Annotated in this window: 8 protein-coding genes; 3 read left to right on the forward strand and 5 right to left on the reverse strand. The window is 37.6% G+C overall.

Features of this window, described 5'->3' with window-relative positions; translation table 11 throughout:
• Positions 1–620 precede the first annotated feature (620 nt).
• From CWB62_RS06870 to CWB62_RS06880, 3 genes are all read right to left on the reverse strand, one after another.
• A complete protein-coding gene (locus CWB62_RS06870) occupies positions 621–1,718 on the reverse strand; it encodes a Fic family protein (protein WP_138528450.1) in 1,098 nt (365 codons plus the stop codon).
• A gap of 1,186 nt (positions 1,719–2,904) precedes the next feature.
• Entirely contained in the window at positions 2,905–3,972 is a 1,068-nt protein-coding gene (locus tag CWB62_RS06875; protein ID WP_138528446.1) for a DUF1570 domain-containing protein, read from the reverse strand.
• A gap of 157 nt (positions 3,973–4,129) precedes the next feature.
• A complete protein-coding gene (locus tag CWB62_RS06880) occupies positions 4,130–5,005 on the reverse strand; it encodes a nuclease-related domain-containing protein (RefSeq protein ID WP_138528443.1) in 876 nt (291 codons plus the stop codon).
• Positions 5,006–5,257: 252 nt separating this feature from the next.
• On the opposite strand from CWB62_RS06880, the gene CWB62_RS06885 reads away from it, so the two are divergent.
• The 3 genes from CWB62_RS06885 to CWB62_RS06895 all read left to right on the forward strand — a co-directional run bounded on the left by CWB62_RS06885 (position 5,258) and on the right by CWB62_RS06895 (position 11,097).
• A complete protein-coding gene (locus CWB62_RS06885) occupies positions 5,258–5,536 on the forward strand; it encodes a helix-turn-helix domain-containing protein (RefSeq protein ID WP_171034600.1) in 279 nt (92 codons plus the stop codon).
• Between the two features lie 26 nt (positions 5,537–5,562).
• Positions 5,563–7,620: a DNA phosphorothioation-associated putative methyltransferase gene (locus tag CWB62_RS06890; RefSeq protein ID WP_138528438.1), complete on the forward strand. Its 2,058-nt coding sequence runs from the start codon at positions 5,563–5,565 to the stop codon at positions 7,618–7,620.
• A 324-nt stretch (positions 7,621–7,944) separates the two neighbouring features.
• A complete protein-coding gene (locus CWB62_RS06895) occupies positions 7,945–11,097 on the forward strand; it encodes a DEAD/DEAH box helicase (protein ID WP_138528436.1) in 3,153 nt (1,050 codons plus the stop codon).
• Between the two features lie 61 nt (positions 11,098–11,158).
• Here the strand turns inward: CWB62_RS06895 and CWB62_RS06900 are convergent, their stop codons facing one another.
• Together CWB62_RS06900 and CWB62_RS06905 are read right to left on the reverse strand one after the other, a co-directional pair.
• Positions 11,159–13,288: a UvrD-helicase domain-containing protein gene (locus tag CWB62_RS06900; protein ID WP_138528434.1), complete on the reverse strand. Its 2,130-nt coding sequence runs from the start codon at positions 13,286–13,288 to the stop codon at positions 11,159–11,161.
• Positions 13,275–15,515, reverse strand: coding sequence for an AAA family ATPase (locus tag CWB62_RS06905; RefSeq protein WP_138528432.1), 2,241 nt, complete (start codon positions 15,513–15,515; stop codon positions 13,275–13,277). The genes CWB62_RS06900 and CWB62_RS06905 overlap by 14 nt, the downstream gene beginning before the upstream one ends.
• Positions 15,516–15,751 lie beyond the last annotated feature (236 nt).

Raw genomic sequence — 15,751 nt, forward strand, 5'->3', positions numbered from 1 at the left:
GAGTTAGTGAAAAGCCCATCATTTAAAATGCCGTGGCTGAACTCACCTGTAGACGCGCAGCTTGCTGGCGTTTAAAAGCAACGCTTTTACGGTGGTTAATAAAGTGATTGTGTTGCCACCAAAAAATTAAAAAAAAAGATCCGGAGAAGTGACCAAACCAATCTTTTTAACTCTGTGTAGCGCAAAGCGCCTCGGTGTGCCCTGTGGTGACATAAAAATCACTTAACCCTGTCACTTTGGCTTCTCATTTACTCTTCATTCACTCTATTTGTGCATTACGGTTTTAAAGCCAATGATTCACAAAGAGGTTAAATTTACTGGTAGACGCGCAGCTTGCTGGGGTTTAAAAGCAACGCTTTTACGGTGGTTAATAAAGTGATTGTGTTTGTGCTTGAAAACGGGAAACTTTACTTCTAACATCAGCAAGCTCAAGATCTGTAATTAAATACCAGCGCTTTCAATAAACACCGTAGGCGCAAAGCTTGCTTGCGCGAAAAGCGAAGCTTTTAATTATGAAACAAAGTTTACCTTACGCTTTAGTTAAAGCATTCAGCACTACTTGTTTAACTTAAATACCCCTATTTGCCTCAACCAATGAGTCAAATAGCCATTTAATTGCCTCATTGAGCAACTTTATAACGTGTACTGCGCCCACCGGCAGCTGTTTTTGTTATGAAACCTAATGTTTGTAAATCGGCTAAATGCCGTGTTGCAGTCGCACGACTGACTTTCGCTACCTTTTGATACTGACTGGCACTAATTCCGTGCTCAAATTGGCCATCGAGTAATTTATTAATTACTTTTACTTGTTGCTCACTTAGTTTTGTTTGCTCTTTACTTGCCCAGTAATTGGTTTTAAAAACTGTTTGCTCAATGTTTTTAAGCGTATGGTGTATCGCATTATTAAGCGTATTTAAAAACCATTTAATCCACTGTGTTATACAAAGCCCCCCCCGCTGTGTGGCTTCTAACACCTCGTAGTAGCTTTTTCTATCGCCTAAAATAGCCACCGACATAGCATATAACCGGATAGACTGAGCATACTTTTGTGCTAAAGCCAGATCTGTTATGAGCCGTGTTATTCGCCCGTTACCATCTTCAAGCGGGTGTATTGTTACAAACCATAAGTGTGCGATAGCAGCACGAATAAAAGGGTCTATTTGTGGATCGCTTTGCGTGTTGTTGAACCAATCAAAAAATAGCGACAGCTCTTTGTTTATTAACTTTTTAGGTGGCGCTGTAAAATGTAATACCGGTTTATCTAAACGCCCTGATACCACCTGCATTGGCTCGTCACCTCGCAACTGCCCGCCCTCAATCTTAGTAAATAAGCTTTGCTCATCAGCAAATAGTAAACGATGCCAGTTAAGCACCCTTTCTAAACCAAGCACTGAATCTGTGTTAGTTATTGCATCAAGCATAATTTCTGCAAGATTGTCGCTTTGCACTGTTGTGGGATAAGGCTTCTCGTTAATATTGAGCTTTTTAGCGAGCGAAGAGCGAACCGAAAATGCATTAAGCTTTTCGCCCTCAATGGCACTGGAGTGAATAATATTTGCTAATAAAGTATCAAGAGCTTGCTGCTTTTGATGGGCACTTTGCACGCCCATACGGCCCACTAATAAGCCATGATTATATGAAAGCTCCCTTAGTAAGGGAGCAAGCGCCGCATCATCCCACGTAAAGTTTGGCCAGTTTTGTTGTTGCCATATCCACATAGTCGTTAGCCCTTAAGTTAGTTAGCTTCAGTCTATATGATTTAATCGCCTCATTCAATGAGGCGATTAATGACATTAATTGCCTCATTGTTTTGCAAGCACCACCACTTTTTAAATTATAGGCAACCGTAATTTAAATATTTGTAGATGCAATTTTACTTCGCGCTTTGATTTTTAACCGTAAGTGCCGTGTATTCGCCGTCCATGGCGAAGTCGCGCCTTTAACAAGAAGCTGCCGCTTCTAACGTGAGCAAGCTCTACGTCTACAAAACCAAGCTAAAATACCGCCTGTCACTTTAGTTGCCATTTACTCCTCATTCACTTCTCTTTGTGCATTAAGATTTTAAAAGCCAATGATTCACAAAGGGGTTAAATTTACTGGTAGACGTGCAGCTTGCTGGCGTTTAAAAGCAACGCTTTTACGGGGTTATAAAGTAATTGTTTCACCACCGAGAAGTGAAGGAGAAAACCAGTAAAAGTGACCAAACCAATATTTTTTAACTCTGTGTAGCGCAAAGCGCCTCGGTGTACTCTGTGATAATAAAAAGATCACTTAGCCCTGTCACGTTGGCTGCTCATTTACTCCTCATTTTGTTCTATTTGTGCATTAAGATTTTAAAAGCCAATGACTCACAAAGAGTTTAAGAGACGCTGCGCTTTAGAGGTAGGGATTAAGCGATTTGATAAATGGCTGCGTGCGCAAACTCGGCGTGTATAAACATAAATTGAACATTAGTTTTGCCCTGCTCGTTTACTCCTCATTCGCTTCTCTTTGTGCATTACGGTCTTAAAGCAAATGATTCACAAAAAGTTAAGAGACGCTGCGCTTTAGAGGTAGTGAAAAGCCCATCATTTACAATGCCGTGGCTGAATTTACCTGTAGACGCGCAGCTTGCTGGCGTTTAAAAGCAACGCTTTTACGGGGTTATAAAGTAATTGTTTCACCACCGAGAAGTGAAGGAGAAAACCAGTAAAAGTGACCAAACCAATCTTTTTAACTCTGTGTAGCGCAAAGCGCCTCGGTGTACTCTGTGGTAATATTTATTTTAAATAATAACAAGAAGCTGCCGCTTCTAACGTGAGCAAGCTCTACGTCTACAAAACCAAGCTAAATTCACTCTGGCTTCTCATTCGCTTCTCTTTGTGCATTAAAATTTGCCCCGCGCTTTTAAATCAACAACACAACTTAATAAACAGGAATAAACTCGCCCTTAACCTGCTGCGACGCCTTAAACCACACCAAATACGCCTGCTCGTAATCTATAAAATAGGTAGAAAGCGCATTTAAAATCACCTCATTCTCAAGCGTATTGCACGGATTTTTAGCCTCACCCTGCACAATCGCCTTTAACAGCCTTCTACCATGCTTATGCTGAATAAAAAACGCCACCCAATTATTCGCATTTGCGTATAAATCGCCACGGTAAGACTGCTGCTCCCACAACGCCTCTGAATCAATTAACGACCTAAACTCCATATACCTTCGGCGCACACGGTCAGTAGGAATAGCAATAGCCCGTTTGGTTTTATAAATCAGCGTATTTTCAAAAACCTCAGCTATTCCCTCATTTAACCACCTAGGGGTACTGCCAATTAAATTAAAATTAATAACATGCATTGCCTCGTGTATGGCTACGCGCAAACTACCTTGCGGATCGGCTGGGTCAAACCTCACCAACGCCGTATTATTTTTACCAAAGTAAATCCCCGCATTGTTGCTTGGTAAAGCCCCAAAGCGCGACACATAATCGTCGTAATAATGATTAGGTAATACAACCAAGTTCATTAAAATGGGTTTGTCGGGGTATAAACCAAATAAGTTTTGATACTTTTCGTATGCTTCAAATAAACGAATACGCAGCGTTTTATGGTAATCGCTATTTACATTAGGGGTAATTAATTTAACCGACGTATATGGCCCAATATCAAACGTTTCGCTAGTGAAATCGAGATTATCGTTTAATTGCGACAACTCACTTTGCGCGTATTCAAGTTCTTCTGGATCGTGCACCAACTCGCAACTATTTTGTTGCACTGGAGCAGCTTTTGGCTGGGCTTTAGCTTTATTGGCTACATTACCAACACGCTTGTTATTAACAGTTTCAGTAGTATACACATGCGTATAACTCTCAGCACTTTGGGCTTTATGCGTGTCATTATTTACTACAACCACAGCAGTATTAGGTTTATAAAAAAAGTGTAAAATCAGCAGTATTACAGCTAACAACACTACATGACGTGTTTTTATTTTCATTAAATTAGCCCGGCATAATAGTTAAACCACAATACTTAAAAAATAAAACTCACACCAGAGCTAACGCTAAAAATAACTAAAGTGTCATGGTTATTAGATTATAAACATAATAATTAATTTGCGGACGCAAGGATTGCTTGCGCGAAAAGCGCAGCGTTTAAATTGCTTTACTTTCATGTGATGAACGCTGAACTACTTGATAGCAAATAGCACGTTGCTGCTCTTGGCTTAAACTTACTTGTCGCATAGTAAGGAGCGTTTTAACTATTTGTTTATGCGAAACAATAGGAAAGAGTGGGCGCTGTTTAAGCTCTATAAACCAACCAGGAAAACACAGCACTGGCAATACCTGGGTATTAAAACCCGTTGATTCTTGTAGCCATTTATTCACCCAATTAGCCTGATTTTGAGCTTGTTCTAGCGGCTTACTTTCAAACCAAGAGGGAAATGCTAAATGATTATTTTCAAATTTAACTTTGTAATTTATGTCGTCTTTTATTCGCTTATGCCTACCTTTGGTTTCAACGGCAAAAATACCATTTGGCCCAACAACCAAATGATCAATATTAAAACCATCTGCTTGCACATCATGAAATACCTGATAACCATGCGACTGTAATTCTATAAGCTCCGAGGCAACAGCAAGTTCGGCATCACGCCCAAGTTTTAGCTTGATCAAAAGGTTTGATTTAACCCAAAGCTTTCTTGCTACATAAGCTAAACCTAAAATAATCAAAATAATTAGGAAGTAATTAACCTTAACGCTGGCAAACATTTCAGCAATGCCTTTAATAGCAAAAGGCATTGTAACTATTAAAGCAGATAAAAAGATAAGCCCTATTACATCAAAAACCTTGTCATTTACTTGTTCATTTAATGTTTGCGCAGCAACACGTTTAAGCTTTTTGCGATCAACAGGTAGTTTTGCATTTTTTTGATGAAGCCATATTTTAACAAACAAAACACCTAGTAATAAATAAACACTACCAATAATAACTAAAAGGCTAAGGCCTTGGTTTAATAAATCATCCATGACGAGTTCCTATAATAACAATGTTTACTTTATACGTTAAAAACAGGTACATGTCGTATTGTTCAAACTCAAGTACAATTAATGCTACAAATTTCACCTAAACACCTGTAGGCGCAAAGCTTGCTTGCGCGAAAAGAGCTTTTGTTTGCACCTCTCTATTTAGTATGATTTATATCTAGTAGCAAAAAGAATAATGACATGGGTTGCCCCCAGCTGATTAATTTTCCGATATTTTTAGAAAGGCATCGTTACATGAACATAAATAAAGATTTAATAGGCGTAATTTCTGCACCAACAGGAGCCGCTTCGCTTGTTAAACGCAAACTTGAAAAGCAAGGCATAAACTCAAGCACCGCCGCCAATAAAATTGGTGTTAATCAATCAACGCTAAGTCGTTTTTTTAATGGTTCTGACTTAAGCATTAGCTTAGCGGCTAAATTGAGCCAGCATTATGACTTTGATATAGAAACACTCTTCAACTTAGAAGCTCAAAAAAAAGCATACGCCGCAAAAAAATTAAACATCGATTAAATTTATACGTAATTTGAGTAACTTAAATGGCTGCTAACTTACCTTCAACGCTAAACTTCACTCAATACCGTGATCTAGTAAAAAAGCTCAAACATGGTAAATCACTACCAACAGCTATTTATTTGCACAAAAGCTCATTACATCAAGCGCTACCGCCTGAGTTACTAAGTTTTATTCAAAGCACCATAAGCAAATTAAACATAAATGAAGCTTGGAACCTAATTAAACTCTATAAACGCGACTTAAAATTTACGTTACTTAACTACCCTCACTTTGATGAATACGCATACCCCGCACTACACACCAGCTATACAATTGATGGTGACGAGCAAACAATAAAAACAACAAACTACAGTAACTCAAATAACCCGCCAATATTGCATCGTAAAGAAACCTTTGTACTGCCTAATTACCCTCATTACGCATTATTTAAAGCTATTACGAAAGAAGGCGAGCAAATAGGCCTGTACCAAAACACCAAAAGTATTGGTTTTAAACAGCAATGGCAAAACTTAATTAAACGCAAAGGCTACGAACTAGATGAAAAAGGCAGGCTAAACAAAATAGCTGAGCTACCAGAACCTATAATTGAAAATAAACCACAAACAATACAGCGCCATTTAACCGCAATAAATCGTGATAGGCTTTCAGCGCCTTTTCAAAAACTGGCAAAGTACGGTTATTTAAATGGTGATTATTCAATACTTGATTACGGCTGCGGCTTAGCTGATGACGCAACTGAGCTAGAAGCCCACGGCCTCAATATTAACGCATGGGACCCAGTACACAGGCCAAACGGTAATAAACAAACCAGTGATATTGTTAATTTGGGCTTTGTACTTAATGTAATTGAAGAGCAACAAGAGCGAAAAGACACTTTAACCGCTGCTTACCAGCACACTAAAAAATTGCTTTTAGTATCGGTAATGCTCGCCAATGAAGCCAAACAAGAACACTTTAAGCAATACAAAGACGGTGTAATTACAAAATGGAATACCTTTCAAAAATACTATAGCCAAGCCCAAATAAGAGCCTACATAGAGCAAACCCTAAACGTTAAAACCATGGTGTTTGGGCAAGGCATTATCGCTATATTTAAATGCGCTCAGTTAGAAGAGGCTCATCACTTAGAGCTGCAATTTCAAAATTATAATTGGCAACACATAACGCAAAGGCCGCAGCCAAAAGCTTTACCCAAAGCCCAGCAAAAAACATTGTTTGAAAAACACCAAACCCTGCTTGATGATTTTTGGCAACACTGCCTGCACTTTGGCCGATTACCTGCAAACGATGAGTTTGAGCAAAGTACAACATTGCGTAAATATTTCGCCAGCCACAACAAAGCATTTAGCTTGCTGCAAAATTACTATGAACAAAATGCGTTTGAGCAAGCGCAAAAAAAACGAAAACACGATTTATTGGTTTACTTTGCACTTAGCCTATTTGGTAAACGCCAAGCTAAAAGCCACATGCCTGCAAGGTTAACGCGAGATTTAAAAGTACATTTTAGCGATTACAACCAAGCATTAGAGCAAGCAAAACAACTACTATTCTCAATAGCAGAGCCTGCTAATATTGGTAATGCTTGTTATCAAGCATACGAGGAAATTCAGCTGGGTGAATTACATGACAATCACTCGTATATTTTACCCACTCGCTATTTAAACCAGCTCCCCACAATACTACGTGTTTACATAGGCTGTGCGGTGCAATTGTATGGCGATATTGACGACGTAGATTTAGTAAAAATACATATGCGATCAGGTAAAGTGACATTCTTAAAATACGATGACTTTAATAAAAAGCTACCACTGCTCACTGAGCGAATAAAAGTCAAAATGCTAGAGCAAGATATCGACTATTTTTACTACGGCGATATTTACCCCTACCAGCCCTTTTATAACAAAATAGATTATTTACAAAAAGGCAGTAGCGAATACAAAAGCCAACAACGCTTTGATAAAAAACTAGCTGACATGCTCAAAGGCGTACCCAAAGCAGAGTGGCCCAATTGGCCTATTTTACTCAAGGTGTTTGAATATTGGGCTGTTGAGTTGAAGGGAGATAAATTTTTTAAGAAATAAAAGCCTTTTTAAAATGCCCGTTTGCTGGCGGCAACCAAAGGGCGGATGCCGCCGACCGCCCCTTGGAACCCCACGGCGCCCCGAGGATCGCACTATTTCCTCAATTTAAATTAATGATATGAACGTAAACGCGATGAAACATGTCCGTGTGTAAGCATCGCTTAACGCGCATCCATGCGCTGCTATTACTCATCATTAATTCAATTTCGGGTGTGATCACGGGGGAATTGTCTTAGCATTGGTCTTTAATTCAATAATGAGTTAATGCTTGTTTGCATTACATTTTTTAGTAAACTAACTACTCGCAAACAGGGAGTGGTTTCAATGCAGCAAATTGGTATTTACGAGCAGTTAATTACGCAAGTAATTGAGCAAAATTTAAATCGTGATCAGTTTTATGTGGGCGAGCGACAACTTGAAACAGCCGAAGCGGCAACATGGCTTTCGCGCTTTTTGGGCAAGCTAGTTGAACATGCGATAAATGCTATTCCCAATTCGAACGAGCGTTTGCAAGAGCAAATAAACCTCGCAAACAGCCTTGTGCTTTGGCTTAAAGATCATATTCGCGATGACGAGCTAATCAACGAAAACCTTATCGACAGCCAAGGCCGAATACTTACCGCGCTGTTTAATACCCAAAACCCTATTGCGGCAAACCTTAAAGATTACTCTCACGATATTTTTCCACTAACAGGGCTTACTCAAAGCGAATTGTTTAGCGGTGCGAATGCGGGCATATCGCTCGAAACCGAGCTAAAACGCGAGATTAAATCGTCCGACACTATTTACTGGCTTGTCTCATTTATAAAATGGACAGGGCTGCGCATTTTTAAAAATGAACTTGAAGCGTTTACTAAAAGCGGTAATAAGCTCAAAGTTATTACCACTTCGTACATGGGCGCAACGGATGCTAAAGCGGTTGAGTTTTTGGCAAACCTACCAAATACCGAAGTAAAACTTAGTTACAACAACCAGCAAGATCGCTTACACGCAAAGTCATACTTGTTTATGCGTAATACAGGTTTTCATACCGGTTATATTGGTTCGTCTAATTTATCGCATTCAGCGCTTACCAGCGGCCTTGAATGGAACTTAAAAATTACCGCACAAGAAATCCCGCACATTATATCCAAAACCAAAAGTACCTTTGAAACTTACTGGCAATCGCCAGATTTCGAACTGTTTACAGGCAAAGCTGAATGTAAAGAAAAGCTCATAAATTCACTTAACGAGCAACGCGGTGTTGGGCAATCAAGCAGCCAGTTTTATTTTGATATCACGCCAAAAACGCATCAACTCGCTATTTTAGAAAAGCTAAGCGTTGAACGTAGCGTTCATGATCGCTTCAAAAATTTAGTGGTTGCCGCAACGGGCACGGGTAAAACCATTATATCGGCGTTCGACTTTAAAACCGTTTACGACAAAAACCCAAACGCACACTTTTTGTTTGTAGCCCACCGCGAAGAAATACTTAAACAAGCGCAAAGTGCTTACCGTGGTGTACTTAAAAATAACGACTTTGGTGAACTGTGGGTGGGTAACTACAAACCGCAGCGCTATAACCAATTATTTGCGTCAATCCAAACATTAAACAGTCAAATTGAATCGCTCAAATTAACGCATGATTACTACGACTACATAGTTATTGACGAAGTACATCACGTAAGCGCTGCAAGTTATCGCGCTATATTAAATCACTTTACGCCCACAATATTACTTGGCCTCACCGCCACACCAGAGCGACAAGATGGCGCAAATATACTTGATGATTTTTGTGGGGTAATAGCCGCCGAAATACGCTTGCCAGAGGCAATAAACCAACGCCATTTATGCCCATTTCAGTACTTTGGATTAGATGACGACACCGACCTAAGCCAAATAACATGGCGAGGCGGGCGTTACGATATAAGCGAGCTAAGTAACCTTTATACAGGGGAGAACAGCCGCGCAAACAAAATTATATCCAGCCTTGTTGATATAGTGACTAACGTTCAAACTATTAAAGCACTGGCATTTTGCGTAAGTCAAAAACACGCAGAGTTTATGGCATCTAAGTTTAACTTAGCAGGCATAAACGCCGATGTGCTTACTAGCAAAAATACTAATGAGCGCGCGGCCAAACAACAAGCGCTGCGCCAAGGTGAAATACAAATACTGTGTGTAGTTGATATTTTTAACGAAGGGGTCGATATTCCAGAGGTCGATACTCTTTTATTTTTACGCCCCACCGAAAGCCTAACGCTGTTTTTACAGCAACTCGGCCGTGGCCTTCGCTTGCCCGACAACAGTCAAAAGCAGTGCTGTACCGTACTCGACTTTGTAGGCAACGCCCGCCCAGAATACGACTTTGCTAGTAAGTTTCGCGCACTCATTGGAAAAAGTAATCAACCAATAAAAACCGAGATCGAAAACAACTTCCCGCATTTACCACTGGGTTGCCGTATTGAGCTACAAAAGCGCACACAACAAACAATATTAAAAAATATACAGCAAGCTATAAATTCTAAACGCCGTTTACAGCAGCTGATAAATAGTTACTCGCAACACACCAATGATACGCTTACGCTCAGTAATTTTTTACGCATAAACCCACAAGTCACGCTTGAAGATATATACAAACCAAAAGATAAAAAACTCGGTGGCTGGCACTGGTTAAAAGGTGATGAAATACCCGCAGACCAAGCCGATATTTACGCCGCGTATTACCGCGCTATAAACACCCAATTACTCGGCTGCGACTCGCTCAGTTACCTATGCTTTTTACGTGATTTATGTAACAACGACTTTAGCTTTACCCCAACAGCGCAAAATCAACAGTACGCGCTTATGGCGCATTACAACTTTTGGGACACCACTGGCGCAAGTTTAGGGTTTAAAACGCTTGAGCAAAGCTTACAAGCACTTAAACACAAAGAGCTACAACACGAACTTGCACAAGTAATTACGCTATTAATAAACCGCATTCACCAACAAGAAAGCGATTTAACATGCCTACCTAATCATGCAATAAAATTACACAGCCGCTATACTCGCCAGCAAATACTCGCTGCGTTTGGGGCGCACTCGTTTGATAAAAAATCGACCGCCCGTGAAGGCGTTTTAGAATTTAAAAACCAAAACCTAGAGCTGCTATTTGTAACGCTCAATAAGTGCGAAAAAACCTACTCGCCCACCACGCTATACCACGACTACGCAATCAGCCCTACCCTGTTCCACTGGCAAACACAAAACAGCGCACGCCCAGAACACGGCCGCGGCCTAAGTTATATTCAGCACCAACAAACAGGCAAAACCATCCTGTTATTTGTGCGCGAACAAGGCAAAGACGAAAACGGCCGAACTATGGGGTTTGTAAACTACGGCGAGGTTAAATACCAAAGCCACAACGGCAGCCAGCCGATGAATATAACGTGGGAATTAACCAACCCCATGCCAAGTGAAATGTGGCAGGAGGCAGGGAAATTAGCGGTTGGTTAATAATTAATAGATTGATTGAGTCTATTTTTTATACTTGTTTAAATAAAATGGTGCTCATATGTTATTTTTTATCACCCACTTTAAACTCTATAGGGTTTGTAAAAATTTGCTCGATACCTTTTTGAATAGAACTAATATCATCTAAATACAAAATCCTAAGGCTTTTAATAGCACGTGAACAAGCTACATAGATTAAGTTTTTCGTGTTCTCAAAGTCATCTTTATATTTACTATCTTCTAGCTTTTGTTTTTTTTCTTGGCCTTCAAGCTGTAAATGGTTAAAGAAATTTTTTAGTTTATCTCTTCCTTTATACGTACCGCCAAAGCTATGCTCCATAATAATAGCCACATTTTGATACTCCTCGCCTTTTGTACCATGATATGTGTGATAACTAATATCACTATCATGAACTTCATCTATAAATTTTTTCCATGATATCCATTGGTTTATAGGTATACTCAAAACTGTATCTACTTTTCCCCGAGCAATATCAGCTTCTTCATCCGTTAACTCTCCAGTACGTGACATAAGTTCTGTAAGTTTTAAAATTATGAGAGCGTTAATATTATTAATATTCGTAAGTAAACGACGATCGATATTTAATGTGTGGGATATACAACAATCTAACGCTTTATTTTTATTTTCCTTTTCAAGTAACTGAGAAATATTGCCTATAAATTCATTTAAATCGCCGCTATTTATGGCTTTTAGGTCACAAACTACTTTTTTTGCATCGGCGAAAGTTACACCATTAGCGAGTGAGCCAAAAAGGTTTTCATAAGTGGTCCGTGGGCTATTAATAAGTTGGTAAAGGTCAAGAAACTTATAAACTTGTAGGATAACGGGGTTTAGCTTTTCTAATTCGTTTGATAATAATTGGGTTTTCAGATCTTCATGGAAAATGCTATCGGCATTAGCAAAACAATTATAAATATCACCAAACCCATTTAACTGCGCCATTAGCTTGTTAGTCAATACTAGGCAATGAATTTGTGTCTTTTCAGATAAGTCTGTTTTGAAACCTTCTAAAAATTTAATAGTAGCTTCAACTTTTTCATCTGTACTATTATATATGCCCGAATGATGAAGTTGGATATCACCACTAGCTCTATCTTCATATATCGGTTTTTGTAAAATTTTATCATTTCTAATCAAATTGATAAGGTCAATTATTTGTGTATGTGAACGCCTGTTATATTCTTTATTGATATTAGTTATTTCAGGGTGAATAGTATATATTCTAGAACCAATTCCTTTATCATAGATGTTCTGAGCAACATCTCCGAAGTAACCTACCATCCAACGTTTACCTTGGGTTGCTTTATAATTATCGAGGCATTTAACAAGCTTAATTACTTTCTCATCTGCATCTTGGTACTCATCTATGAAAAAATATGGGCTTTGATCAATAATGATCCGGCATAACATAGGATGACGCTCAACAAGCATTAAACAGTATTCCAGAAGTGTATCATGGCTGAACATCATCGAAGCAAGACGATCATTATTAAATCGATGATCGTAAACAACGGAGTTATTTGTACCGCTGTTAATTTTTTCTAAGCAATCTGAATATCTAGCTTTTTTATAGATGTATCGAATTGTACTCTTGAAGTTAGAAAAGTTTTTTATCATGGCATCTAAGCTAGATGGTTTAATCTCATCAGCAACTTCTGCATATGCTTTCTTAAATGCTCCAGATTTAGCATTTTGAACTCTGTAGAACACGTCTTTAGTTTCAAATGCGAATTTTATAAATGCTATTTTTTCCTCTTGGAACAAGTTTGCAAATACTTTAAACTTATCATCACTCTTGTTTTTTAAGTCATCAATAATACTTTTCAGCTCTACCTCTATCTTCTCTTTGTGGCACTGCACAAGCTCTTTTTGATACGGCTTCACCAGCTCCCACAATCTTTCATGTATAGTTGAAACATTTACTATTTCTGAGTTTCCTAGGCGCTTTTTAATTTCTTCAACTGCTACATTTGTGTAGGTAACACAGGTAATTTTTTGATTGCTTTTTTGTAAAGATTTAGCGTTATTTTTTAATATGTACCTAATAGATTCAATTAGAGCATAAGTTTTGCCTGCACCAGCTCCAGCATTAAAGCGAAAGCAATCAAAGTTATCAATGCAGGTGTAAATTTGCTGCTGTACTAGAAATTCATTTTTTTCATTCGGAGTCATGCTCTCCTCCTTGAACAATTGAAGTGATATTTTCCTTTTTTGATTGAAGTTGTTCTTTTAACCAATCAAATCCATCATTAATATATTTTGGTAACTTAGGCCGGTGCTCTTTTTCACTGACTAAACATTCAAAGATTAGTTTATTTGAAAACTCACTTTTATTGCTTGCAAGCTTCCTTTGAAGTTTGAAAGAGTTACTTATTAGGTTTTTATTATTTTGTCCCTCCCCTTGACCAACAAGATCTGTATAGATGTTGGATTTGCATTCTTTAATAACATTATTGATAATATTATTACTATAGTTAGTTAAGATCAGAGCCTCTTCTAGGCTAGTCGCAAATTGTTCTTCGATAGATTCTTTTTGAAAAACCACATGAAGATTATCTTCTGAAAAATATTTAATACCATCTAAAATTTTCGAGCCTTTGTTTAAGCTAATCAGTGTTTGATTAGTTGTTTCTCTATTTTTTAAATCCGTTATTTGCTTATATTCAGGATGACTACCAGATACAAATTCACTTTCATCTGTTTTCGCTTTCTGGCCACAGCGATCGCAATTTTCGCTAGCTTCGTGCTTTTGATTTTTTTCGCATTTTTCTCGCTTAATATCAATGTCTGTAATAATTAGACATGGGATTTTAAGTGCTTTAGTTAATGGCTGATATAGTTTTCCATGAGCGCCATTGATATTAAAAACTGATATGTAGTAATTTTTCAATATCACATCATTCTCAATATACAATTTAAGTAATAATTCTTCTGTGACACCTTCAACAAATAAAACTGCATCAGAGAAAAAAAGCTCCGAAACTTTATACTTAATATGTTTTTTTATGAATTGAAGAGTTTCAGGTTTTGCTTCTACACCCACTACAACTTGATCTGTTAGCTTCACAACCGTTGCTTGCTTATTTATATCATTTAGGTAATTAATATTATTAAATGAGTTGCTACTATGAATTTTACTATTCACTATATGGGATGAGTGTGTAGTTATAGCAATTTGACAGTTTAAAACTTTTTTCTCTTCTCCCTCTTTCGTTGACTGGTTAGCAACTTCTAAGGCTTTACTGACAGCAGCATCAATTCGGTTAATGAAAAACTCTTGCATCTGAGGGTGCATAAATGCTTCTGGTTCTTCAATAAATAACAGATTTATATGGCTGTTATGGCTTTTATTCTCATAAGTATCTACATAATGGATTATTTCACCTATTATATTTAATAGGTTTATATACCCTAAACCAAATTGATCTTCAGGAATAAAATTACCATTATCATTAAAGCTATATTTAATTAAGTTTTTTAAAATAGAGTCATAAGTTACGTTACCAGTTAAGTCCAAATCCACCTGATTATTGGTTTCGACTTCTGTTAATACGCTACATATATCTTCCTTTTTTCCATCGATAACATCTGTAAGTCCTGTATTTATTTTTTTTATCTGTGTCTCAAGCTTTTGTTTTTGTGAGCTATCATTATCAAATTGAAAAGCTACTATTTTATTGTACACTTCTGATAATACATTTTTCTTAAGGTGCCTATTTGCTTTTATCTCTTTAATTTGTATGATATTTTTAAGAAGAAAGCCTTTAACCTCTGCTCCATATATTGTGTAGTAATTAGTTTTAAATAATCTTTTCTCTGTCTCAATATCCTCTAGCTTATTATTTAACAGTTCATAAAATTTAATAAATTTTCCTTTTAGTTCGCCGACAGTTGTAAAGATAGATTTAACAACTTCTTTGAACGCAGCAACTTCAGTTACCTCAACTCGAGCGATAATATTTACATTAGCTTCATCGTCACCTGACTCAGCTGATGCATCACTTATGGCAATAAATGGGCTTAAATTAACCATTAAGTCATTTTGAAGAGTATCAACCGTTACTCTAATAGTAAATTCAAGCTCAGGAGATGACAAAGTATCAAAATCTTTTCCTTCCTCATGAGCTTTAGCATATTGCTCAAACAACTTTCTTAAATAGGTAATATTAAAATCAGCGGCTTTAGGTTGAGCGTTATCACATAAAAGTGTCAAAGCGTTTGCAATAGTTGTTTTTCCAGCATTATTTTTACCAATTATCAAAGTGGATGAAGGAGATATAACGGCATTATTTGTCCTACTGTCGTCACTTTGAATTGAAGTAGGTTCTACAAAGTAAACTGTATTATTAGTACTACTAAATTTACGAAAATTTTTAATTGTAAAACTTTCTAGATACATATTGAATTTCCTTATCTCTAATTATTATTTTTATAACTAATAGGCCAAATCATAATTTTTGACCGGCCATTTTTCGATCTTATTTGCCACTTGCATGAGTATTAAATGATTAAAAAATATAAAACACGAGATAAACTCCCGCCTACATTCATAACCACCAATCTATCAATACACTCCAACTCCCCGTGATCACACCCGAAAGTTATAAATTGATGAGTAATCACTTGCAAGGATGC

The sequence above is a fragment of the Pseudoalteromonas sp. S408 genome, from assembly GCF_005886645.1.
Lineage (GTDB): Bacteria > Pseudomonadota > Gammaproteobacteria > Enterobacterales > Alteromonadaceae > Pseudoalteromonas.